General features: G+C 63.8%; 25 protein-coding genes. 11 read left to right on the top strand and 14 right to left on the bottom strand.

What is annotated here, in order from left to right; genetic code table 11:
- Positions 1–26 precede the first annotated feature (26 nt).
- The 5 genes from E8L22_RS02070 to E8L22_RS02050 all read left to right on the top strand — a co-directional run bounded on the left by E8L22_RS02070 (position 27) and on the right by E8L22_RS02050 (position 6,387).
- The gene (locus E8L22_RS02070) at positions 27–1,676 is read left to right on the top strand and encodes a putative manganese-dependent inorganic diphosphatase (protein WP_136523622.1); all 1,650 of its coding nucleotides are present in this window, start codon (positions 27–29) and stop codon (positions 1,674–1,676) included.
- A complete protein-coding gene (locus E8L22_RS02065; protein WP_136523621.1) occupies positions 1,673–3,559 on the top strand; it encodes a bifunctional homocysteine S-methyltransferase/methylenetetrahydrofolate reductase in 1,887 nt (628 codons plus the stop codon). The genes E8L22_RS02070 and E8L22_RS02065 overlap by 4 nt, the downstream gene beginning before the upstream one ends.
- A 164-nt stretch (positions 3,560–3,723) precedes the next feature.
- Positions 3,724–4,392 carry a nitrite/sulfite reductase domain-containing protein gene (locus E8L22_RS02060; RefSeq protein WP_136524799.1) on the top strand — a complete coding sequence of 223 codons (669 nt, stop codon included), beginning with the start codon at positions 3,724–3,726 and terminating at the stop codon, positions 4,390–4,392.
- 55 nt (positions 4,393–4,447) lie between these two features.
- On the top strand, positions 4,448–5,215 hold the full coding sequence (ttcA, locus tag E8L22_RS02055; protein ID WP_136515816.1) for a tRNA 2-thiocytidine(32) synthetase TtcA: 768 nt from the start codon (positions 4,448–4,450) through the stop codon (positions 5,213–5,215).
- A 179-nt stretch (positions 5,216–5,394) separates the two neighbouring features.
- The gene (locus E8L22_RS02050; RefSeq protein ID WP_136523620.1) at positions 5,395–6,387 is read left to right on the top strand and encodes a 4Fe-4S binding protein; all 993 of its coding nucleotides are present in this window, start codon (positions 5,395–5,397) and stop codon (positions 6,385–6,387) included.
- Positions 6,388–6,609: 222 nt separating this feature from the next.
- Here the strand turns inward: E8L22_RS02050 and E8L22_RS02045 are convergent, their stop codons facing one another.
- From E8L22_RS02045 to E8L22_RS01985, 13 genes are all read right to left on the bottom strand, one after another.
- Positions 6,610–7,029: a TraR/DksA family transcriptional regulator gene (locus E8L22_RS02045; protein WP_129127241.1), complete on the bottom strand. Its 420-nt coding sequence runs from the start codon at positions 7,027–7,029 to the stop codon at positions 6,610–6,612.
- An 85-nt stretch (positions 7,030–7,114) separates the two neighbouring features.
- A complete protein-coding gene (gene rimO, locus E8L22_RS02040; protein ID WP_136523619.1) occupies positions 7,115–8,461 on the bottom strand; it encodes a 30S ribosomal protein S12 methylthiotransferase RimO in 1,347 nt (448 codons plus the stop codon).
- Between the two features lie 19 nt (positions 8,462–8,480).
- Positions 8,481–8,966 carry a YajQ family cyclic di-GMP-binding protein gene (locus E8L22_RS02035; RefSeq protein ID WP_136523618.1) on the bottom strand — a complete coding sequence of 162 codons (486 nt, stop codon included), beginning with the start codon at positions 8,964–8,966 and terminating at the stop codon, positions 8,481–8,483.
- 28 nt (positions 8,967–8,994) lie between these two features.
- Complete coding sequence (locus E8L22_RS02030; RefSeq protein ID WP_136523617.1) at positions 8,995–9,705, bottom strand: LolA family protein; 711 nt, start codon at positions 9,703–9,705, stop codon at positions 8,995–8,997.
- 117 nt (positions 9,706–9,822) lie between these two features.
- Entirely contained in the window at positions 9,823–10,422 is a 600-nt protein-coding gene (locus E8L22_RS02025; RefSeq protein ID WP_136523616.1) for a chemotaxis protein CheC, read from the bottom strand.
- 48 nt (positions 10,423–10,470) lie between these two features.
- A complete protein-coding gene (locus tag E8L22_RS02020) occupies positions 10,471–12,120 on the bottom strand; it encodes a chemotaxis protein CheA (RefSeq protein ID WP_136523615.1) in 1,650 nt (549 codons plus the stop codon).
- Between the two features lie 3 nt (positions 12,121–12,123).
- On the bottom strand, positions 12,124–12,489 hold the full coding sequence (locus E8L22_RS02015) for a response regulator (RefSeq protein ID WP_136523614.1): 366 nt from the start codon (positions 12,487–12,489) through the stop codon (positions 12,124–12,126).
- Positions 12,489–12,938 (bottom strand): chemotaxis protein CheW, encoded by a 450-nt coding sequence (locus E8L22_RS02010; protein WP_136523613.1) that lies wholly within the window; start codon positions 12,936–12,938, stop codon positions 12,489–12,491. Before E8L22_RS02010 ends, E8L22_RS02015 begins: the two co-directional genes overlap by 1 nt.
- Positions 12,935–14,221, bottom strand: a complete 1,287-nt coding sequence (locus E8L22_RS02005; RefSeq protein WP_136523612.1) for a methyl-accepting chemotaxis protein — start codon at positions 14,219–14,221, stop codon at positions 12,935–12,937. Before E8L22_RS02005 ends, E8L22_RS02010 begins: the two co-directional genes overlap by 4 nt.
- A 35-nt stretch (positions 14,222–14,256) precedes the next feature.
- Positions 14,257–15,081 carry a CheR family methyltransferase gene (locus E8L22_RS02000; protein ID WP_136523611.1) on the bottom strand — a complete coding sequence of 275 codons (825 nt, stop codon included), beginning with the start codon at positions 15,079–15,081 and terminating at the stop codon, positions 14,257–14,259.
- A 214-nt stretch (positions 15,082–15,295) separates the two neighbouring features.
- Positions 15,296–16,600 (bottom strand): pyridoxal phosphate-dependent aminotransferase, encoded by a 1,305-nt coding sequence (locus tag E8L22_RS01995; RefSeq protein ID WP_136523610.1) that lies wholly within the window; start codon positions 16,598–16,600, stop codon positions 15,296–15,298.
- Positions 16,601–16,837: 237 nt separating this feature from the next.
- Complete coding sequence (locus E8L22_RS01990) at positions 16,838–17,410, bottom strand: SH3 domain-containing protein (RefSeq protein WP_246044515.1); 573 nt, start codon at positions 17,408–17,410, stop codon at positions 16,838–16,840.
- Complete coding sequence (locus E8L22_RS01985; protein WP_136523609.1) at positions 17,407–17,760, bottom strand: VOC family protein; 354 nt, start codon at positions 17,758–17,760, stop codon at positions 17,407–17,409. Before E8L22_RS01985 ends, E8L22_RS01990 begins: the two co-directional genes overlap by 4 nt.
- Before the next feature lie 109 nt (positions 17,761–17,869).
- On the opposite strand from E8L22_RS01985, the gene E8L22_RS01980 reads away from it, so the two are divergent.
- The 3 genes from E8L22_RS01980 to E8L22_RS01975 all read left to right on the top strand — a co-directional run bounded on the left by E8L22_RS01980 (position 17,870) and on the right by E8L22_RS01975 (position 20,362).
- Complete coding sequence (locus E8L22_RS01980) at positions 17,870–19,471, top strand: thiolase family protein (RefSeq protein ID WP_136523608.1); 1,602 nt, start codon at positions 17,870–17,872, stop codon at positions 19,469–19,471.
- Between the two features lie 90 nt (positions 19,472–19,561).
- On the top strand, positions 19,562–19,720 hold the full coding sequence (locus E8L22_RS21350) for a hypothetical protein (protein ID WP_162604746.1): 159 nt from the start codon (positions 19,562–19,564) through the stop codon (positions 19,718–19,720).
- 30 nt (positions 19,721–19,750) lie between these two features.
- Positions 19,751–20,362 (top strand): flavodoxin family protein, encoded by a 612-nt coding sequence (locus E8L22_RS01975; protein ID WP_136523607.1) that lies wholly within the window; start codon positions 19,751–19,753, stop codon positions 20,360–20,362.
- Positions 20,363–20,368: 6 nt separating this feature from the next.
- Here the strand turns inward: E8L22_RS01975 and E8L22_RS01970 are convergent, their stop codons facing one another.
- A complete protein-coding gene (locus E8L22_RS01970) occupies positions 20,369–20,575 on the bottom strand; it encodes a hypothetical protein (RefSeq protein WP_136523606.1) in 207 nt (68 codons plus the stop codon).
- A gap of 253 nt (positions 20,576–20,828) precedes the next feature.
- On the opposite strand from E8L22_RS01970, the gene def reads away from it, so the two are divergent.
- Genes def through E8L22_RS01955 form a run of 3 tightly spaced genes read left to right on the top strand, consistent with a single transcriptional unit; the run spans position 20,829 to position 23,060 of the window.
- Positions 20,829–21,344, top strand: a complete 516-nt coding sequence (def, locus tag E8L22_RS01965) for a peptide deformylase (RefSeq protein ID WP_136523605.1) — start codon at positions 20,829–20,831, stop codon at positions 21,342–21,344.
- Positions 21,344–22,300, top strand: coding sequence for a methionyl-tRNA formyltransferase (gene fmt, locus E8L22_RS01960; RefSeq protein WP_136523604.1), 957 nt, complete (start codon positions 21,344–21,346; stop codon positions 22,298–22,300). Before def ends, fmt begins: the two co-directional genes overlap by 1 nt.
- Positions 22,290–23,060, top strand: coding sequence for a DUF116 domain-containing protein (locus E8L22_RS01955; RefSeq protein WP_162604703.1), 771 nt, complete (start codon positions 22,290–22,292; stop codon positions 23,058–23,060). Before fmt ends, E8L22_RS01955 begins: the two co-directional genes overlap by 11 nt.
- The last annotated feature ends 4 nt before the right edge of the window (positions 23,061–23,064 follow it).

The raw sequence follows: 23,064 nt of genomic DNA, 5'->3' as shown, positions 1-23,064 counted from the left end.
ACTGCGGCGGGCGGATGAAGGGAAACATGGACAAACAGATCTTCGTAATCGGCCACAGGAACCCGGACACCGACTCGGTCGCCTCGGCCATCGCCTACGCCCATTTGAAACGAGAGCTCGGCAACGAGCGCGTTACCGCGGCGATGGCGGGGAGCCTGAACCCGCAGACCACCTGGCTCCTTCCCCGCCTGGGGATCGAAGCGCCGCTCTACCTGGCCGACGTACACCCTAAGGTGCGCGACGTGATCCAGCGCTCGCCGGTCACCGTGCCGGCCGGGGCGCCGCTGTTGAACGCGCTGGAAGAATTCCACCACAACTCCATCAGGATCCTCCCGGTGGTCGACGACGCGGGTGTCCCGAGGGGGGTGATCCCGCTCAGAAAGATCGCCGAGCGCTTCCTTGTCACCGGTCCGGACTCCCTGCGCCTGGTATCCGCCTCGCTCGCCTCGCTCGCCGACTGCCTCGGGGGCAGCTTCCTTGCCGGCGCTCCGGACACGGCAGTGGAACACCTGCATCTCTTCGTCGGCGCGATGGGGGAGGAATCCTTCCTCGACAGGATCGCCGCCTTCGACCCCGCCACCCTGATCGTGGTGACCGGCGACCGGGCCTCAATTCAGCTCGCCTCGATCGAGCGCGGCGTGCGTCTGCTCATCGTGACCGGCGGCCTTGCCGTCTCCGATGAGACCGTGCGTGCCGCCGCCTCCCGCGGCGTTGCTCTCTTGACGACGCCGCTCGACACCGCGGCGACCGTCTCCCGCGCCAGGCTCGCGACTCCGGTTCTCGAGCTTGCCGTTCCGAGTTTCGAGAGCGTCTCCGTGGACGAGCCGCTCGGGCGCCTGCGCGACAAGCTCCTGCATTCCGGGGAGACCGCGGTCCTCGCCCTCGAGGAAGACGGGACCCTCGCCGGCGTCGCCACCAAGTCTTCACTCTTCGCGCCGCTACCTTACGCCCTGATCCTCGTGGACCACAACGAGCTCGGCCAGGCTGTACCGGGCGCAGAGGACGTGGAGATCCTGGAAGTGGTGGACCATCACAAGCTTGGGAACGCCCCGACGAGCCACCCGATCCCGTTCATCACCGCGCCGGTCGGAAGCACCTGCACCATCGTCGCGTCACTCTACGACGAGCACCGCATGCTCCCCCCCGCCGAGATCGCTGCACTGCTGCTCGCCGGAATCCTCTCGGACACGGTGATCCTCAAGTCGCCGACCACTACGCAGCGCGACCGCAGCACCGTGGAGCGGCTCGCGGGCATCGCAGGGCTAGACTGGGAGTCCTTTGGCGCCGAGATCTTCGCCGCCTCCGGGGCCCTTTCCGGTTACGGAAGCCCCGAGCGCGTGGTCGGCTCAGACTTCAAGCTCTTCAGTCAGGGCGAGGTGACCTTCGGCGTCGGGCAGGTCGAGGTGTTCGGCTTCGATGAATTCAACGAGATGAAAGCGGAATTGCGCAAGGCGCTCGCGGCGCGGCGTGAAAAGGAGGGGCTGGAGCTTGCCGGCCTCATGGTCACCGATATTTCGAGCGAAAGCACCATGTTCGTCATGGAAGGGGGACAGGCCTTCGTCCGCTTCATGGGGTACCCGCAGCCCGAGCCGCACGTCTTCGAGATGAAGGGTGTCATGTCGCGTAAGAAACAGCTGGTTCCGCACCTGATGAAGGTGCTCGGGGGCGCCCGATGAGGGAAAGCTTTCTGGAGCGAATCGCGGCGGGTGTCCTTGTCGGCGACGGTGCCATTGGCACCATGCTCTACGCCAAGGGGGTGGCGCCGGAGGCGAACTTCGAGCACCTGAACCTGGTGCGTCCGGAACTCGTACTGGAGCTGCACCGCGAGTACCTCGACGCCGGAGCGCAGGTCATCGAGACCAACACCTTCGGTGCCAACTGCGCCAAGCTCTCCGCCATCGGTCTGGGCGCCAAGGTGGCCGAGATCAACCGCAAAGGGGCGCAGCTTGCGAAAAGCGCCGCGGCCGGTCGTGACGTCTTCGTGGCCGGCTCCATAGGTCCCCTCGGGCGCGGCAAGGCGGAACTCTCCGCCGAGCGGATCGCGGAGTGCTTCCGGGTCCAGTCGGCGGCACTCGCCGAGGGGGGCGTGGATCTGCTGATCCTCGAGACCTTCTCCGAGCTCGACGAGCTTCTCACCGCCCTGGCAGCTGCGAAAGAGACCGGGCTCCCGGTGGTCGCTAACCTCGCCTTCGGCGAAGGGGGGCGCCTCCCCGGCGGAACCCGCGCCGAGGACGCCGCGCAGCGTCTCGCCGCAGCCGGGGCCGACCTGGTCGGCGCCAACTGCGGCGCCGGGCCGCTAGAGCTCCTTGCGACGGTGAAGCGGATCGCCGCCGCCTGTTCCCTCCCGATCGCCGCCTATCCCAACAGCGGGTTCCCCGAATACCTGGAAGGGCGCTACATCTACCGCACCACGCCCGAGTACTTCGCCGACCGCGCCGAGGAACTGGTCGAAGCCGGCGCCTCCCTGGTGGGTGGGTGCTGCGGCACCACGCCGGAACACATCCGGGTGATGGCGGATCGGATGCAGGGGAGAAGCGCTCCTGCATCCGCAGTGGTGAGAAAGGCGTTGGCAGTAGATGGAGGCGTCGCAGTAGGCGAGGCGCCCATCCCCGTCCCAGACACCGTTTCCGGATCTGAGCCGGTCGCGTTGGGGAGCTTCCTCGACGCGTGGGGCGTGGAGCCGGTGATCACCGTGGAGCTCGATCCCCCGAAGGGGCTCGATTGCGAGAGGGTGCTGGCCGGGAGCCGCGCGCTCAAGGACGCCGGGGCGCATGCCATCAACCTCGCCGAGAATCCGCTCGCGCGCGTGCGCATGGGGAACCTCGCCCTCGCCGCGACCATCCGCCGCGTGGTCGGCATCGAGGTGATCGCCCACGTCACTTGCCGCGACCGTAACCTGATCGGGATGCAGTCCGACCTGATGGGGGCGAGCCTTTTGGGGGTCACCTCCATCCTCGCCGTCACCGGCGATCCCGCGAGCCTTGGCGACGAGGCCGGGGCCACCTCGGTCTTCGACCTCAACTCGTTCACTCTCCTTAAGCTTTTGAGCGATCTGAACCGCGGGGTGAACGCGCTCGGCAACCCGATCGGCGCCGGTACCGGCTTCACCTTGGGGGCCGCCTTCAACCCGAATACGCAGCGGATGGACGTACAGGTGGGGCGGCTCGAGAAGAAGGTTGCCAACGGCGCCCGCTTCGTGCAGACCCAGCCGATCTACGACATCGCGCGCTTCGAGGAGATGATGGAGCGCACCGCCGGTCTTGGCATCCCCATCCTTCCAGGCGTGCTGCCGCTGGTATCGGGGCGAAACGCCGAGTTTCTGCACAACGAGGTCCCCGGTATCGTCATCCCCGAGGCGATCAGGAAGCGGATGGCCGGCAAGACCGGCGAGGAAGGTGTCGCCGAGGGACTAGCCATAGCCCGTGAATTCATCGAGGCGGCCGGAGCGAAGGCGGGCGGCTTCTACCTGATCCCTCCCTTCGGCAAGTACGAGATCGCGGTGGAACTGGTTAGCTTCATAAAACAGAGAACCCGGAAAGCGGAACACAGAGGACACTGAGTATCACGGAGGGCACAGAGGTGAAATCAGGATTCCGGTTCTCCTCTATGGTGTTCTCTGTGACCTCTGTGCACCTCCGTGACCTCTGTGTTCCGGGGTGTGGTTTTTACTTATTTTGACCTGCATCAATTTCAATTGAGACCAAGGAGCAGATGATGACCGAGATGAAGAAAGACATCCTGGAAAAAGGCGCCATCCTGCAGCGCGACCGTGAAACCTACGCCATCGCACCGCACATCCCCGGGGGCTTCACCGACACCGCCACGTTGAGAAAGATCTGTGACGTGGCCGACAAGTACGGGCTCACGCTTAAGATCACTTCGGCGCAGCGCATCGCCATGTTCGGCGTGAAGGAAGAGGAACTGGACGCGGTCTGGACCGACCTCGCCCAGGAGCCGGGCGCCGCCATCGGCCTGTGCGTCAGGAGCATCAGGATCTGCCCCGGCACCCAGCAGTGCAAGCGCGCCGTGCTCGACTCCGCCTCGCTCGGTCTCAAGCTGGACAAGATCTACCATGCCATGGAGCTCCCCAACAAGATGAAGATGGGTGTCTCCGGCTGCCTGCTTGCCTGCGCCGAGTCCGGCGTTAAGGACATCGGCATCGTCGGCCACAACAAGGGGTGGCGCGTCCTCGTCGGGGGGAACGCTGGTCCCCGCCCGCGCCTGGGCGAGATGCTCGTGGACAACATCCAGACCGAAGAAGAAGTGCTCGAGGTGGTGGCGAAGGTGATCGAGGTCTACAAGAACGATCCGCAGCAGGGACGGCTGGGGAGGCTTATCGAGGAGATCGGCATCGAGGCTTTCCGCGCCCGCATCTTCGGCACGCAGCAGTAGGTCGGGATGAGAGCGGCAACGATGACAAGAAAAGATCTACGCGCGGGAGGGACACGTGGCGCTTATTGAGGACGCGCTCTTCACGCGCATCAAGAACAGGGTAGGCAGGGCGATTTCCGAGTTCGATCTTATCTCGGAAGGGGACCGCGTCGCGGTCGCTGTATCGGGTGGGAAGGACTCCTACGCGATGCTGCACGTGTTGGAGACCCTGCGTCGGCGCGCTCCGGTGCGCTACGAACTGGTCGCCATCAACATCGATTCCGGCTACCGGGGCTACCGCGCCGACATCATAGAGGAACACCTGAAGGAGCACGGCTTCACCTATCACATGGAGAAGACCGAGCACTACGACATCATCTCCGAGAAGCGGCGCCCGAACTCCTCCTACTGTTCGATCTGCGCAAGGCTAAAGCGCGGCACCCTGTACACCCTCGCGCAGCAGATGGGGTGCAACAAGCTCGCGCTCGGGCACCACATGGATGATTTCGTCGAGACGCTGCTTTTAAACCAGTTCTTCGTCGGCTCGCTGAAGGCGATGGCCCCCAGCATGCTGGCGGACAACGGCGTAACCACGGTCATCAGGCCACTGGTCTACGTTCCGGAGAAGGATATTATCCCGTTCTCGCGCAACAACCGTTTTCCCGTGGTTTGCTGCTGCTGTCCCGTCTGCGGGACCGCGGACCTGCAGCGCAAGAGGATGAAGGAACTCCTCTCCACCTTGGAGCGGGACAACCCCTTCGTGAAGAACAGCCTCCTGAAGGCCTTGTCAAACGTCCACCCGCGCCATTTGCTGGACAAAGGGTTGACGAGAAAGCCCTCCTGACGCAGGTCGGTGATGATGTCCTTCACGGTGATGTGCCCGCAGTAGATGACGATTCCCACGGCTCCTATGACCATCGGTTCCATGTGCTACCTCCGCTTCGTGTGATGATACGACGGTAGCAGGTGGTAGCGACAAAAAAAGTCGCAACTATATAAGCAAGGCAAAGCAAGGTGAGGTTCATGTCAGAAAAAAACGTGCAAAAGGTTCGCTTGGCCGTCCAGTGGGGCTTCCTTCTCTTCTCCCTGTACCTGGGAGTAACCTTCTACCGCTTCGTGCTGCACTTCCAAAGCGGCGGCGCCACCCCGTTCGTGGAGCGTCCGAACGGCGTCGAGGCCTTTCTCCCCATCTCCGCTCTGGTGAGCCTGAAGGGGTGGATCGTTTCCGGCACCATCAACGACGTGCACCCCGCTGCGCTCGTGGTCTTTCTGAGCGTGATCGCGATGTCGCTTCTCCTGAAGCGCTCCTTCTGCTCGTGGGTCTGCCCGGTCTCCACCATCACCGAGCTCTGCTGGAAGGCGGGGTTCAAGATCTTTGGGAAAAACTACAAGGTCTGGCTCTGGCTCGACTGGCTGCTGCGCCCCATCAAGTACCTGCTGCTCGCCTTTTTCGTGGTCTCCATCCTGGTGTTCATGGCGCCGGACAGCGTGAGCGACTTCATCGCCGGCGACTACAACAAGATGGCCGACATCAAGATGCTGGACTTCTTCGTGCACCTCTCGGGGACGCCGCTCGTGGTGATCGGCATCCTGCTCGCCCTGTCGTTTCTCTTCAAGAACCCGTTCTGCCGTTTCCTCTGCCCTTACGGCGCGCTTTTGGGACTCGTTTCCCGTCTGTCGCCGGTCAAGGTGCAGCGTAACGAAAGCGCCTGCATCTCCTGCGGCGGCTGCACCAGGGCCTGCCCCTCTTACATCGACGTGATGCACAAGGAGCGGGTCTGCTCCGAGGAGTGCGTCGGCTGCCTGCGCTGCGTGAGCGCCTGCCCGAAACCGGAGGCGCTGCAGCTGAAGGCGAAGAACGGCAAGGTGATCCCGGGGATGGTGTATGCGGCCCTCGTCGTTGCCGTCTTCGTCGGCGGGACCCTGATCGGACGCGCCACCGGCCACTGGCACAGCTCCATCACCAAGAGCGATTACCAGAGGCTCATCGCCGCACCGCCGGTGGAGCACCCGTAGTCCATACTCCCTCCCCCGGAGGGGGAGGGCTGGGGAGGGGGACGCGCCGCGGCCGGGTGCCCCCTTTCCCCCTTCCCGACCTCCCCCCTCCTGGGGGAGAAGTGACGAATGAAACGAAAAGAGGGGACGGTATCGCTACCGTCCCCTCTTGTTATTTTCAGAATGGCGAGGGTGAAAATGGATCGTGCCGTTTCTCCCCTTTTCCCGCCTGATTCTCCCTGCTTACCCTTCTTCTTCCTCGCCGAGGGCGATCTCGCGGTAGGCGCGGTCTTCCTCGAAGCGTTTGGTCTGTGCCTGCTGCTTCTCAAGGTCCGCCTTGCACTTGACGCAGTGGCGGGCGAAGGGGACGATGCGCAGCCTGCCGATCGGGATCTCCTCTTCACACTCCTCGCAGATGCCGTACTCACCTTCTTCGAGGCGAAGTAACGCCTCGTCTATATTACGCAATTTCTCGCGCTCCCGGTCCCCCAGCAAAAGGCCGAGCTCGCGGTCGCGCTCACTGGAAGCCTGGTCGTAGATGTCGCCGCTCGGCTCGTTGATCGGTGCATCAGAGCCGGACTTGACAGTCTTGTTAATCTCTTTAAGCGTCTCCTCTTTCATTTTGAGGAGCATCGCTTTCATTTCTTCTGGTTTTTCTGTCATGTATAAACTATCTCCATTGATTCTTAATACCCTCAAAAAGCGACGCAATCATACAGCAATAGAGGTTCATGTCAAGTTCAAAAGCCTAGTCGATGATCTCCCCTATGAGGTCATAGTCTGAGGAGTCTGTGATCTTCAATCTCACTATGTCGCCGACATTGGCATTGCCTGCGGTGATGTATACCTGGCCGTCCACGTCGGGTGCCTGCCGGGAGGAACGACCCTTCAGAAGCAGTTCGGTTTCCTCGCTGTACCCCTCGACCAGTACGTCCTCCTCGCTGTCGACCAGGGTGCGGTTGTGCTTGAAGGAAACGCGCGCCTGGGTGCGCATCAGCTTCTTGTGACGTTCGCGCTTCACGCGCTCGGAAACCTGGTCCGCCATCTCGGCGGCCGGGGTTCCCTCCTCGCGCGAGTAGCAGAAGACACCGAGGCGGTCGAAGCGGGTCTCTTCCACGAACTGCAGGAGCTTCTTGAAGTCCTCGTTGGTCTCGCCGGGGAACCCGACGATGAGCGAGGTGCGGATGGCGATGTCCGGGATCTCGCGGCGCAGCTTCTTGATCAGGGTGCGGATGTCGTCCTCGCCGCTTCTGCGCTTCATGTTCTTAAGGACCGGATCGGCTATGTGCTGGATCGGGAGGTCCAAGTACTTGCAGACCTTGGGCTCGTTCTTGATGAGCTCGATGAGCGAGTCCCTCACCCCGTCCGGGTAGGCGTACAGGAGCCGGATCCACTTGAGCCCTTCGAGTTTCGCGAGTTCGTGGATCAACTGCTCGAGGCTCGGCTTTTCGGGAAGATCACGGCCGTAGGCGGTGATGTCCTGGGCGATCAGGTTCAGCTCCTTCACCCCTGCCGCCACGAGCGTCTTGGCCTCCGCCATGAGCGTTGCGAAGGGGCGGGAGCGGTGTGCGCCGCGCAGCGAGGGGATGACGCAGTAGGAGCAGTTGTTCGAGCACCCTTCAGCGATCTTCAGGTACGCGGTGTAGTGCGGTGAGGACTGCAGGCGCGGCAGCTCGTCGTTGTAGACGAAGTTCGGGTCGCCGGTGTAGCAGAGCTGGGCGTCGGTCCCCTTCTTCTCCGCGATGATCTCCGCTATGCGCGGGTAATCGCCGGTGCCTATGAAGATGTCCACCTCGGGAAGCTCCTTGGCGAGCTCCTCCTGGTAGCGCTGCGGAAGGCAGCCGGTCACGATCAGGAGCTTGCAGCGCGCGTCGTGCTTTCGGTCCGCCAGGTCGAGGATGGTGTCGATGCTCTCCTGCTTCGCCTCTTTTATGAAGGAGCAGGTGTTCACCACGATGATGTCGGCCTGCATCTCATCGGTGGTGACTTCGTACTCGTCCTTGGAGAGGTAGCCCAGCATCACCTCGGCGTCCACCAAGTTCTTCGGGCAGCCCAGGCTCACCAGGCTCACTTTTTCCTTAATCTTCTGGTTCAAAAAATTCCCCTCTTCTTGATTAGCTTCTGAAGTTGACGAACTGCATGTCGATGTCGAGGTCCTTACCCTTGAGGGTCTTGATGACATCCTGCAGGTCGTCGATGTTCTTGCCGGTGACGCGGAGCTGGTCGTCCTGGATCTGGCTCTGCACCTTGAGCTTGGTCTCCTTGATCACCTGGCCGATCTCTTTCGCCTTCTCCTTGGAGATCCCCACTTGCAGGGTGATGATCTGGCGCACCATGCCTCCGGAGGCCTGCTCGACCTTGCCGTACTGCAGCGCCTTGGGCGAGATGTTGCGCTTCACGAACTTGGATTGCAGGATGTCGATGACCGCCTTCAGCTTGAAGTCGTCCTCGGAAAGGACCTTGATGCTTTCCTTCTCCAGGGTCACCTCGCTCTTGCTCCCCTTGAAGTCGTAGCGCTGGCTGATCTCCTTCACGGTCTGGTTGATGGCGTTGTCGACTTCCTGCATGTCGACCTTGGAAACGATGTCGAATGACGGCATAGAACCCCCTATTAAATTCAAGCTGCTGCTATCTGTTCTTGATGACCTGCACCCCCGAAGGGATCTTGAAGCTGAACTTGCCGCTGGAGATGCCGCGGTTCGTCCTCACGTTGCTGAAGTCCATCCTGGTCGTGTTCCCGATCTGGTCAATCACCGTGGAGGAGACCACCGGGAAGGGTGTGGAGGGCTTCCCCTTGGCTATGAAGCTTTCGACCGCATCGCCGGAGATGGTGAGCTGCAGCTTCGCCATGGCGGCGCTCTTCTTGTGCGGGGTGAGCTCCAACTGGTAGTTGCCGTTTTTGTCCTTCGCGTTATCGGCGAAGGCGATGGCGAAGTCCTTGGAGACCTGACCGAGACCGGTCAGGTAGTTCATGGCGATGCCGTTGCCCGCCTCGAACATCTGCGCGAGGTCCATCACCATGACCTGCTTCTGGTCCGGGATGTAGTACCAGACCGTCTTGCCGTTGGAAACGATCTGCTGCTTCGGTTTGGTGTAGTTGAAGCGGAACATGGAGTCCTTGCCCCCACCCTTCTTGATGAAGAGCTCGCCCCCCCCTTTTTCGTCGCGCCTGAGCGCTTTGACGTGGCTTTTCTGGCTGAAGTCCGCCTGCAGGTCGTTCAGGGAGGCGTACCCCTGCTCCAGGGTGCGCACCACCTGGGAGAGCTCGGCGCAGAAGGCGGAACTGACGGAAAGGGCGATCAGGGCGACACACAGGACGACGGTTCTGGCAAGTTTCATGTTCGACCTCTGAAAATTAGTGAAGGTCTCGGGCGTGAGCTCGGGACCCTCTTGGTGCCGCATAAGCGGCGGTTTGACCGGGCATTCTGACATACAACCGGATATCGTGCAACTGTTTCATTGACCTAGGGAGGTGAGCATGGCGCCCAGCGACGTGGGGGAGGGCATGAGGACGATGCTCCCCCCGCAGCGCGTGTCGGAAACGTCGAAGACCGTGTCGATCATGACCACTTTTTCCCCGTCGGCGCCGGGCTCCATGGCGCGTTCAAGGATCTCCCGGCCGTTTCCGGAGCAAAGTGCTGGGACCGAGGGGAGCAGGGTCATCTTGAGCGAGTTCCCCAGGGCGTTCAGGCAGGCCGAGGCGAGGATGTTGCCGACCTCCATGAGGGTGGCCCTTTCCATCTCGGAAAGCGGCTCCCCCGCCTTCGGGACCGCCCCGAGGAGGAGTTCGAGAATCCTGTTGGCGTTCTCCTCGAGAAGGAGGATGAGGATGCTGCCGCGCACGTTGCCGAGGATCTGCAGCTGCAGCACGGTCGCCTCGCGCGACTCCATCAAGCCGCTCATCCCGGGGCCGTCGAGCACCTGCAGGCGCGGCACCTGGATGTGCACCCCTTTACCCATGAGCTGCGACAGGGCGACCGCGGCGTGCTCCATGCCGAGGCTGCACACCTTGGTAAGCGTCTTCAGTTCGGCTTCGTATTCTGCCTGGTCAGCCATGTCAGCCTCCGGAGGTTCCCGCGCTGAAGCGGGTAACCGCGATGCGTCCTAAAGGAGTTCGGAAATGTCGAGGATGGTGACGATCTCGCCGTCGCCGAGCGTCGCCCCGCCGGCCAGCCCCGCCATCCCGTCGAGCGGTCTTCCCAGCCGCTTTACGAACAGTTCGTGCTGCCCCAGGAGGCGGTCCACCACCATCCCTACCCGGCGCCCCTTGGCCTCGGTGACGAAGAGCGGGAGGATCCCGTCGGGGAAACGCCCCAGGGGGAGCCCCAGCACCCGGTTCAGGGATAAAAGCGGGATCGACTCGTCGTCGAGCTGGAACATCTGCCTTCTCCCCACCGTCTCGATCTGGCGGCGGGAGAGCTCTACGGTGCGCTGCACCGCGTTCACCGGGATGGCGGTCTTGATCTGGCCGCACTGCACCAAAAGCGCGTGGATGATGGCGATGGTGAGCGGCAGCTTGAGCGTGATGGTGGTGCCCTGTCCCGGCTCGGACTCGATACCGAGGGTCCCCCCAAGTTTCGCGATGGCTGCGTTCACCGCGTCCATGCCGACGCCGCGCCCTGAGATGTCGGTCACCTCTTTGGCGGTGGAGAAGCCGGGGATGCAGGAGAGCATGAGCGCCTGGCGGGGGGAGAGGAGCTCCCCCTCCTCGGGGGTGATGAGCCCCTTGCGCACCGCGGCAGCGATCATCGCCTGCGGCTCCATGCCGCGCCCGTCGTCGCGCACCGTGATGTGGATCCGGTCCCGGTCCCGCGACACCGACAGCTTAACGCGCCCGCGTGCCGGCTTCCCGGCCCGCTCCCGTTCCTTCCCGTCCTCGATGCCGTGGTCCACGGCGTTTCTGAGGATGTGGTTCAGGGGATCGACGAGCTGCTCCAGGACGCCGCGGTCCAGGCCGATCTCGCGCCCGGTGAGCTCGAAGTTGATCTCCTTGCCGCTTTTCTTGGCGACGGCGCGCACCGAACGCTGGAAGCGGTCGCTGATCGCCTCGAAAGGCATCAGGCGCACCTTCATCACCTCGTCGTGCAGGGCGCGCAACAGCTTCGAGGTTTCCGATACCGCGTCGTCCAGGGCGGGGGACGCGAGCTCCCGGCCGATACTCAAAAGGCGCTGCTTGTTGGTGACCAGCTCGCCGGTCAGGTTGATCAGGTGGTCGAGGAGCTCGGTTTTCACCCGCACCGTGCCCCCCAGCTCGGGCGTGCTCTCCTTCGCACGTTCCGCTTCCGCGGCGGGGGCGGGCTCGGAGACCTGCGCGGGTTCGACAGCCGCAGGGGAGGCCTTGGGCGCTTCGTCCGGCTTTTTCGCCTTACTCGCCGGGGCGGCGACGAAGGCCGCGAGCCGCACGGCGTAGCCGTCGGTCGGAAGGCTCGAGGGACGCTCGTCCTCCACGTCCTTCAAAAGCGCGTCGATCAGGTCCACCCCTTCGAGCAAGAGGTCGGCCACCCCGGCTCCGAAGGGGAGTGCGCCGTCACGCACCCGCGCCATCATGTCTTCCATGCTGTGGGCCACCACGACCACGTCGCCGTACTCCATCGAGGCCGCCATCCCCTTCAGGGAGTGCGCGCCGCGAAACAGCGCGTCGATGGCGCTTCGCTCGGCCGGGGACTGCTCGAGCGCCACCACCTGCTCCGCGATGGTTCTCAAGTACTCCCGCGATTCCGAGAGGAAGAGGGCTTTGTACTGCGACATGTCCATCGGTTACCCCTGGACCACTTCCCGGAGCACCCGGGTCACGAGCTCCGGGTTGAACGGTTTGAGGATGAAGGCCTTGGCGCCCGCCTCGGTGGCGGCGGTGGTGAGGGCCTCCTGGCCTATGGCGGAGCACATCACCACGCGGGCGGCGGCGTCGTACGCCATGATCTCCTGAAGCGCCTCGATGCCCCCCTTGTTCGGCATGACGATGTCCAGGGTGACCAGGTCCGGGAGGGATTCGCGGTACTTGGCCACCGCCTCATCGCCGTCGGACGCCTCGGCGGTTATCTCGTAACCCTCTTCGGTGAGGATGTCACGCAGCATTTTCCTCATGAACAGGGAGTCGTCTACTATCATGACCTTGATGGCCATCAGTTACCTCCTGAGGCGGGCTTGGGGGCGGCCGCGCGCAGATCCTCCTCCAGGGAGGAGAGAAGCGTCTCGAGTCTCACCAGGCGCAGGTTTCCCTGCGTGGTCTCAAGGAGCGCCTCGATAAGGGGATCGTCGGAGCGGGTCGCCCCGATGATCCCCTGCGCGTCGATGATGGAACCGACGGCGTCGACCTTCAGGGCGAGGTGGGCGCGCTTCGTGTCGATCACGAGGAGCCTGCCGGGAAGGGGGCGGCTTCCCGCTCCCAGGTACTGTGCGAAGTCGAGGAGGGCGGTCAGGTTGCCGTGAAAGTTTATGAGTCCCAGGTAGTAGGGAGGGGCGCCGGCAAAGGGGTAGCTTTGCTGCGGCTCCATGACCTCGCAGACCTCGGTCAGGTTCAAGGCGAAGAGCTCCCGCCCCACGCTGAAAACGAGCAGGCGCTCCGCAGTCACGCCTCGGGCTCCGGCGCGGTCCCCGGGTCGACCTGGAAGCGCTCCACCGAGTGGAGCAGCTCGTCGGCCAGCTTCGCGAGTTCCTGGGTCTGGTACACCATTTCCTGCATCGCGGCGTGCTGCTCTTCGGTGGCAGCGGAGACCTCCTCGGTGGAGGCGGCGTTGTCCTCGGCCACCTTGGCGATCTCGTCGACCATGGTCACCATCTTGGCGGCACCTGTGGTCTGCATCTGCGAGAGATCGGCGATCGAGTTCGCCTTCCTCTCGGTATCCACGACGGTGGCGAGGATTTCCCTGAAGGCCTCGGCGGTGGTGTCCAGGTTCTTCTTGCCGCCGATGATGCCGCGCGAGCTGTCGGTGATGGTCTCCTGCACCCTGCGGCTTTCCACCTTGACGATGTCGATCAGCTCGACGATCTCGGTGGCGCTCTTCGCACTCCCGTCGGCGAGCTTTCTCACCTCCTCGGCCACCACGCCGAACCCCTTGCCGGACTCGCCGGCGCGGGCCGCCTCGATCGAGGCGTTCAGGGCGAGGAGGTTCGTCTGGCGCGCCATCTCGACGATGAAGTCGGCGATCTTGCCGACCTGCTGCAGTTTCCCGTTCAGGTCCATGAACTGCATCGAGATGAGTTCGACCGAGTCGAAGAAGCTCTTCATCCGCTCCACCGAGTCGGTGGCGAGCTCGCCCCCTTTCTGCGCGGTCTGGCTCGTCTCGCGCGCCGCCTTCGCGGTCTCCTTGGCGCGCCGTGCCACGAGGTCGATGGAGATCGCCATCTCGTGGATCACCTTGGCCCCCTTGGTCAGCATCTCGGCCTGGTTCTCCGCGCCGCCGGAGATGGTCTCGATGGCCTGGGCCACCTCCTCGGTGGAGGCGTTTATCTGCAGTGCGGTGGAGGAGAGGGTGCGCGCCGAATCGGAGACCCGCTCCGAGGTGTCGCGGATCTGGCGCACCAGGGCCCTCAGGCTCTCCAGCATGGTGTTGATGGACTGCGCCATGGAGTGGGTCTCATCCGGGAACCTGGGCTCTGGGAAGTCGACGTCGCTCGAGAGGTCCCCCCGGCTGATCGATTCGGTCGCGCCGGTCAGGATCGAGATGTTCTTGGTGAAGCTCTTGGAGAAGAAGGAGCCGAGGATGAGCCCGATGGTGAGCGCCACGACGTAGGAGATGACGCTGGTCATCTCGGGGGAGTATTCCAAAAGCTTCACACCGGACGGTACGAAGACCACGGCGGCGACGACGGCCAGAAAGCCTAGGATGAACTTGTAGCCGATTTGGATGTACATGAAGCGAGCTCCTTTTTGCTGCAAGAATCGGTGCGCTACACGGCCCGGTAGATCCGTTCCACCGGGCAGACGGTCCTGAACCGCCTGCGGGCCGTGCCGAAGAGGGTCTCGGACTTGCCGAGCACGAGGTAACCGTCGGGGGCGAGGGCGTCGGCGAAGGCGTTCAGGATGGTTTCCTGCCGCTCCCTCTCGAAATAGATGAGGACGTTGCGGCAAAGGATCAGGTCACACGGCTCCCACTCCCTCTGGTGGTTCAGGTCGGCCTGCGAGAAGGCGACCATGCCGGAGAGCTCGGGGCGCAGGCGAAAGCGTGCCCCCTCCGGCTCGAACCAGCGCTCCAGCTGGCCCGGGGCGAGCTCGCCCAGCCGGTCCGGGTGGTAGATCGCCTCGCGCGCCTGCTCGAGTGTCGTGGCATCGACGTCCACGCCGCGGATCTCGACTTTCCCGGCGTACTCGGCGAAGCGCTCCTTCAGGATCATCGCCAGGGTATAGGGCTCCTCGCCCCCCGCGCACCCGATGCTCATGAGCCTCAGCCGCTCGCGGGAGGCCAGGAGCTCGGGCAGTACCATGGTGGCGAGCTTCTCGAAGACGGAGGGGTTTCTGAAGAAGTGGGAGACGTGGATGGTGAGAACGCGCAGCAGGTGGTCCTGCTCCGCGGTGCTTTGGCCCAGGAGCTCGCCGTACGCCTCCGGGGAGGGGGACTGGGTGGCGCGCACCCGGATGTGGATGCGCCTCTTGACGCATTTGTCCTTGTACCCCTCCAGGGTGAACCCGGAGCGTGTCTTCAGGATGCGCCCGATGACCTCGAAGGTTTCCGGGGCGATATCCGGCTCGGCGCCGCCGCTTAAGCCGTCAAGCATCTGCCGCGCCGCGGGCGTTTGTCGCCGCTACCGTGCCTGGTGCAACCGAGGTCATGAAAAGCCCCTGTGAGCTTGGTGATTGGAGATGCCGTTCAAACAGCAAATCAGATAGCACAACTGCGGCTCAAAAGTCAATGAGGACGTCTACTTGCATGAAAAAAGCCCCGCCTTGTCCGGACGGGGCTTTTTGTCCTTCACGTGTGAAGGGGTGACTCTAGGATGCGAGGTAGGCGGCGATGTTCTCGGTGAGGGTGCGGTAGATCTTGCGGCACTCCTCCTCGTCGCGCTCAAGGAGCGTCACGCGGAAGCCCAGAAGCTCGGTGTTGAAGGAGGAGAGCGGCACCACGCAGATCCCGGTGTGGGCGAGGATGTAGTAGACGAAGCGCTTGTCCGGGGCCACTCCGGGCTGGTTCACGATCCCCTCCACTAGGGCGCGGACCTCGGGGTTCGCGATGGGGAGGCTCTGGGTGTCGTTCAGCACCCCCTTCTTGAAGGGGACCGCCATGTAGAACGCGCCGTTCGTCCGGTTCACCGAGAGCTCGGGCACCTTCGCGAGCGCCTCGTACATGATGTTGCTCATCTTCTCGTAGCGGGTGATGCGCTCCTTCAGGTAGTTGTGGTACTCCGGGTGCTTCATCACGGCGGGGAGGCAGCGCTGCGGCAGCGTCGTGGAGCAGACCTCGTTCATCTTGGTGGAGAGGATCGAGTTGACGAACTTCTTGAAGCGCGGGTCGCGCTCGCCGTTGTAGACCTCGATCCAGCCGCAGCGCGATCCGGGCCACGGCAGCTCCTTGGAGATCCCCTTCATGGCGATGGCCGGGACCTCGCCGATCACGTCCGAGATGGGAACGGTGTGCTCGCCGTTGTAGACGATGTTGCCGTACACCTCGTCCGCGATAAGGAACAGGTCGTACTTCTTGGCGATCGCCACGATCTGCTTGAGCACCTCGGGGGGGTACACCATCCCGGTCGGGTTGTCCGGGTTGATGAGCATGATGCCCGAGATCTGCGGGTTGTACTTCACGTGGCACTCGAGGTCCTCCATGTCGGGGTACCAGTTGTCCTCGGGTTTCAGGCGGTAGCAGACCGGGACGGCGTTCGCGTGGGCCGCCTCGCCGATGGAGTGGGTCGTGTAGGTGGGGGAGGGCATGAGCACGCGGCTCTCCGCCCTCAAGTTCCCGTACACCTTGGCGATGGCGTCGCCGAGACCGTTGAAGAAGATGATGTCGTCCGGGGTGATCTGCGCGCCGCCGCGGCTGTTGGTGATGCTGCAGATGAACTCGCGGGTCTCGAGGACGCCGCGCGTCGGGCAGTAGGCGTAGCTGTCGTCGTTCATCGCCTCTGCCGCCACGATCTCCTTCATCCAGAGCGGGATCTTCTCACCCTTGACGATGGGGTCACCGATGTTCTCCCAGTTGATCTTCACGCCGAAGCGCTGCACCTTCTCGGCCACGGTGACGATGTTTCGGATTTCGTAGGTAAGTTCTCCCGCGCCGGGAGTAACTATTTCGTTGCGCATCTCTTTCCCCCTGATGGTATGTATGCAGCCGTTGTTCGTGCGGATTTTGTATAAAAAAAGGCCGTGGGGGTCCCCCACGGCCTTTAGTAGAAATCTTTTGTTTTCTAATCAGCAGTGGCGGCTCTGGAAGTTTCTGGCCGCTGCTGCTGCGTGGACGATGCCACGTGATGTAACGCTGTTAGTATACATGACGCCTCTGATATCATGCGAAAATGTCAAAGTCAACGTTTTTTCTTTCTACCGGGCAAGTTCAGTCGCCACGGTGAGCCTGCCGTCCGGGTCGCGCCAGCGCATCCAGCCTGCCGGGCTCTCAAGCCGCGCCCAGGCGTCCTCCACCTCGAGGATGCGCACGCGCTGGTCGCGGGCGACGGCTCCCGCCGCGCTCCCCGCAGCACCCGGGGCGCTTTTCACCTGGTACCACTCCTTCTTCATGCCGGGGAGCACGCGTACGCTACGTCCCGGCAGGAACTCGCGCCAGGCGAGGTAGCGCCAGCTCCGGTCGTCCTGCACCCACCCCTGGCGCCCCGCATCGTCCAGGGCGACCCGGGACCAGCCGCGCCGCCTCTCGTACACCGCGACGAGCGCACTGTCAGCTGCTCCGCTAAGGTGGGGCAGGGAAAAGGGGGGCAGCTCGGTGAGCCGCTCCACGCCCGGCTCGCGGTAGAGCGGGACCGTTCCCGGCTCACGCCCCGGGGCGTCCTGCACCATGAGGACACCGCTGCCGCTGTAGGGGCGCGGCGCCGGCGGGGCGCCCGCCGCGGCACCGGCGGTAAGGGCCAGAAGCAAGGCTCCCAGCAAAAGGTGTCTCACATCTCCACCAGGGCGAACTCGTTGCCGTCCGGGTCGGCGACAACCGCCATTTTGCCCCACTGGCTCTTCTCCAGGGGCTCGGTGAAGCGCACCCCTTCGCGCACGAGCTTCGCGTAGAGTTCCTCGAGCCCCTTCACGGTCAAGGTGATGCCGGTGTGGCGTCCGACGAGCTTTATCGCCGCGTCGTGCATGGCGAGCGAGACGCCGAGCGCGGTACCCTCGCCGGGGAGGAACTCCATCATGTACTCGGTCTCCTGACCGGCGGGGAGCCCCAACTGCTCGCGATAAAAGCGGCGTGCGGCCTTGATGTCCTTGACAAATACAACAACATTCTTAATTTTCTCTACCATGGAAACCACCTTGAATGGTATGTTGTGACAGCGTTTTAACTACATAGCAGAGTGAGCGGGCGCTGGCAAGGTTAATCGGCCGCCGACTTTTCGTCCGCGGGAGGGATACGTGACGCAGCATTTCAAGCCCAGGGAGGTCTACGTCGCCTCCTCGTACATGGCCCCGGTGGGGCGCTACAACGGTCGCGAGCGCGAGGCGCTCACCTTCCTGCAGATGGCGGAAAAGGCGGGCGAGGTCTTCGCCGGGAGCCGCATCCGTCGCAGCGACGTCGGCGCGGTCGTGGTCGGCTGCCAGAACCCGGTCGCCTTCTCCGGGGTGGACAACACCGCGGCCAAAATCGCCGGGGTGCTCGGCATCTCCGGGGCGAAGTCGGTGCTGATCGACACCGCCTCTTCGTCGGGAGCCTCGGCGCTCGAGTACGCCTACCTGCAGATCGCCTCGGGGCGCTGCGACCACGTCCTCGCTATCGGGATCCAGAAGATGAGCGACGTCCCCACCGGGCAGGCGACCCGCATCGTGGCCGGGGTCATCGACCGCGACGAGGCTGAGTTCGGCCTCTCCATGCCCGCCTGCGGCGCCCTGGTCGCGCGCTCCCTCATCGAGCGGCTGAAGCTCTCCACCGAGGAGTGGACCGCCTTCTCGGCGCTTTTAACGCAAAGGGCGCATCGCTTCGCCGCGAAGAACCCGGAAGCGCACCTGAACTTCGAGATCCCGCTCGAGGATTACTACCGCCAGATCGTCACCGGGAAGAACTACCGCTACTGGTGGCCGCTTCGCTACCACGACTTCTGCCCCATGTCCGACGGGGTCGCCGCGGTCCTTTTGTCGGCCACGCCGCACGAGGTGATCGTCTCCGGCGTCGGGAGCGCCACCGACATCCCCACCATCGCGGACCGCCCCTACTTCCACAGCTTCCCCGCCTCGGTGCGCGCAGCTGCCGAGGCGTACGCCATGGCCGGGATAAGAAAGATCACCGACTTTGCCGGCAAGATCCACGTCAACATGCACGACCCCTTCAACGGCTTCGGCCCGATCAACATGGTCGACCTAGGCTTCGTGCACCGGCGCCGCATCCTTGACGGGCTACTGGACGACGAGCTCACCGGGGAAAATGGGGCTTTCCCCACCAACGTGACGGGAGGGCTCAAGGGGCGCGGCCATCCGCTCGGCGCCACCGGGATGATCCAGATCGTCGAGAACCACCGACTCATCACGCAGGGGCGCTTCCAGGCGGGGCTCGCCCACTCCATCGGCGGCCCGATCAACAACAACGTGGTGACCCTTTTGGAGAAGACCTCGCACTACCGGCAGCGCCCCCGTCCCGAGCTCGCCCCGTGGGGGCTTCCTCCCCTCGGGCGCATGAAGCCCAAGAACCTCACCGTGAACGAGCTCGTTAACGGCACCCCGGTAGCCGCGCGCTTCGTTGCCGCCACCACCCGCTTCAATTTCAAAAACGGCGAGCCGGAGGGGATCATCATCATCGTCTCCTGTTTCGCGGAAGGGAAGCGCTACTCCTTCCTCTTCGGTGTCGCAGGCGAGCACTACGCGGAGATCGTGCAACTGAAGACCGGTGATCCGGTGAGCCTCGAGCGCGCCGGGGAGGAGATCCTCGTGAACCGGATCCCGGTGCGCAAGTTCTACCGGCGCACCATGGATGGGGTGCTGGAGCTTGCCGGCAGCGGATGGAAGAAACTCACCGGCAACGGCTAGAGGGTTTGCCTTGACAGGGCGTGCCGGATCGGTATATTAGCCGCCGGTCCGGGGCTCCCCGGGCAAGCAAGCAGTGAAGGAGCAGGAAGGATGACCATGCTGTTCAAGATCCTGGGCGTGATCTTCGCCCTTTTTGTCGTTTTGTTCGTCGCCATCGTGATCGAGGAGTCTTTCCTCGGGGGACGCCGCAGGAGGCGGCTCGAGCGCAAGGCGCGCGCCGAGGCCGAGGCCAGTGGCGAGAGGGGGTAGGAGCCGGCGGCCGGCGGGGAAGGGGGCTTCATGGATGGCGCGGTGAAGGTCGTCGCGATCGTTGGGAGCTACGTGAGGGGGGGCGTCATCGACCAGGTGGTGGACGAGGTGCTCGCCGGGGCGGTCGCTGCGGGGGGGAGCGCAGAGAAGCTCTACCTCCTCGACACCCACGTGGAATTCTGCACCAACTGCCGCCTCTGCACCCAAGAGCCCGGGATGGCGCGCGGCATCTGCCCGATAGCCGACGAGATGTCCCGGGTGCTCGACCTGGTGGAGGGGTGCCAGGCGTTAGTCCTTGCCTCCCCCACCAATTTCGGCTCGGTGACCGCCGTTACGAAGCGCTTCGTGGAGCGGCTCGTCTGCTACGCCTACTGGCCCTGGGGGACGCCGGCCCCGAAGACACGCTCGCAGGAAAGGCCGCGGCGCGCCGTTCTCGTCGCCTCCAGTGCGGCCCCCGCCTTCATGGCGCGCCTTTTCACCCCGGTGCTGAAGACGCTCAGGCAAAGCGCGGATCTTTTGGGGGCTCGTTGCGTGGGGACTGTTTTCGTCGGTTTCGCGGCGCGGCAGGAGCGCCAGGGGGCGGGGAAGCGCGCCCTCATAAGGGCGCGTCTTCTGGGCGAGAAGCTGGTGCGGGAGCGGTAGCGGGCGCTAGCTGCGGGGTGAGGAGGTCGTGAAGCCGTCCTCGCGCCCCCAGATGCGGCGCGCACGCCTTGCCGGTACGCGGACCGGCGCCGTGGCGTGTCCCATGGTGAGCAGGTGCGGCAGGGCGGCGGCTGCGGCCAGGAGTGCCACCGGGGCGGCGGTCGTTCCCGCCTCCGCAAAGCTCTTTAAAATGGTGATCGTTTCGTGCGTCATGCTCCCTCCGTGGTTCCAAAGCTGCATCGGGATCGGGACAAGCAAGAGGCGTTCCCCTGCCGTAACTGACAGGTATCACTTGGTTGCGCCTTCCGGCCGCCCCGCTTTTGACGGAGGTTTTTTTGACTTTCGCCCCTTTTGTGACGGTAATTTGACGCGGGACGGGCTTCCCTCCCTCATGAGTATCTCGTTGATTTTTTCTCGACAACTTTAGTATATTGACCCGGATAGCCCAAAGCCAAAGGAAGGACTTATGGTACGAAGAATACTGACCTATCCGGACCCGGAGCTGAAGCAGCGCTCCCTGCCGGTCACCGTGATCACCGACAAGACCCGCGAGCTCGTGCGCGACATGGCCGAGACCATGTACGACGCCCCGGGCGTGGGGCTCGCCGCGCCGCAGATCGGCGTGCACCAGCGCATCGTCGTCATAGACGTCTCGGGCAAGGACGAAAAGCCCGAGCTGATCGTCGCCATCAACCCCGAGATCATCCACGCCGAGGGTGAGGCGTTCGAGGAGGAGGGGTGCCTCTCGGTGCCGAAGTTCTCCGCCAACGTGCGCCGCCATGCCCGCGTCGTGGTGAAGATGCTCAACCTGGAGGGGGAGGAAGTGGTGATCCGCGCCGATGATCTCCTCGCCATCGCCTTCCAGCACGAGATCGACCACCTGGACGGCGTCCTCTTCATAGACCACCTCTCCCCGCTCAAGAAGGGGATCTTCAGGAAGCGCTACCAGCGCGCCCTGGAGGAAGCAAAGGAGCAGCATTGATGACCGGTTTGCGCATCATCTTCATGGGAACCCCCGAATTCGCCTGCCCGACCCTGCGCACCCTCATCGACCGCGGTGAGAACGTGGTGGCTGTGGTCACCCAGCCGGACCGTCCTAAGGGGCGCGGCCAGCAGACCCTCCCCCCTCCGGTGAAGGTGTTAGCCGAGGAGCACGGCATCAAGGTCCTGCAGCCGGTGAAGGTGCGCCTTCCCGAGTCGATCGAAGAGATCCGCGCCCTCGAGCCTGACCTCATCGTGGTGATCGCGTTTGGGCAGATCCTTCCGAAGGCGCTCCTCGACATCCCGAAATACGGCTGCATCAACGTGCACGCCTCGCTTCTGCCGCGCTACCGCGGCGCCGCGCCGCTTAACTGGTGCATCATAAACGGCGAGAGCGAGACCGGTGTCACCACCATGATGATGGACGTGGGGCTCGACACGGGCGACATGCTCCTGAAAAGCGCCACCCCCATCGACCCGGACGAGGACACCCAGAGCCTGCACGACCGGATGTCCAAGCTCGGCGCGGAGCTTTTGGCCGAGACCCTGGACCGCCTGGTCGCGGGCGAACTCGTTCCGGAGAAGCAGGACGACTCCCTCACCTGCTACGCCCCGATCATGAAAAAAGAGGACGGGCTGATCGACTGGCAGAAAAGCGCCCGCGACATCAAGAACCAGGTGCGCGGCATGACGCCGTGGCCCGGCGCGTTCAGCTACCTGGACGACAAGCTCCTCAAGGTGTACAAGGTGCAGACCGCGGCCGGAACCGGCGTTCCCGGCACCGTGCTCGCCGCCTCGCGCGACGGTATCGAGGTGGCCTGCGGCGAGGGAAGCCTCCTGATCAGCGAGCTGCAGCTCGAGGGGAAAAAGAGGATGGCCGCCGGCGACTTCCTGGCCGGCTACAAGGTGCAGCCCGGCCTTGCCCTAGGTAGAAAGGATGCCGCCGTTGGCGTCTAAAGGAACCTATCAGAAGCCGCCCCAGAAGCGGCTCTTCGTCGCCCTCATGGGAGTGACGTGCCTGCTCGTGGTGGGACTCATCTACCTCGGGTGGTACATCCCCACCATGGGGCTTGCCAACATCCATCCGGATCTCCCCCGTATCGTCGGCATGGTGTTCGCCGTCCTCTCCGGTATCGCGGTGCTCGGTACGGCGCTTCTCGTGCTCACCACCGCGTTCGGCAAGGACATCCTCGGCACGAAGTTCATGCGCGGCGTGGTGATCAAGTTCCTCCTCCCGCTCATCGAGCAGATGGGGAAGCTCTGCGGCATCTCCAAGGACACCATAAGGCAGTCCTTCGTGGCGATGAACAACTCGCTGGTCATCTCGCAGCGCCTCAAGGTGAAGCCGGACCGGATCCTCATCCTGCTGCCGCATTGCCTGCAGCTTGCCGAGTGCGAGATCAAGGTGACCGGCGAGATCAACAAGTGCATGCGCTGCGGCCGCTGCGACATCATGGGGCTTGCCGACCTGGCGCAGCGCTACCAGGTGGATATCTCGGTGGCGACCGGCGGCACGCTCGCACGCAAGGTGATCATCGAGAAGCGCCCGAAGTTAGTACTCGCCGTCGCCTGCGAGCGCGACCTCACCTCCGGCATCAAGGACTGCTACCCCCTTCCCGTGATCGGGGTGCTGAACGACCGCCCCTTCGGACCTTGCTTCAACACCCGCGTCGACGTCGAAAAGATCGACGCCGCGCTCCGCTCCGTGCTGGCCTAGCCCC

Source organism: Geomonas ferrireducens (genome assembly GCF_004917065.1).
In the GTDB taxonomy this organism is placed as follows: Bacteria; Desulfobacterota; Desulfuromonadia; order Geobacterales; family Geobacteraceae; genus Geomonas; species Geomonas ferrireducens.
The sequence above is the reverse complement of the archived record's forward strand: the minus strand, read 5'-3'. Positions and strand labels throughout refer to the sequence as shown.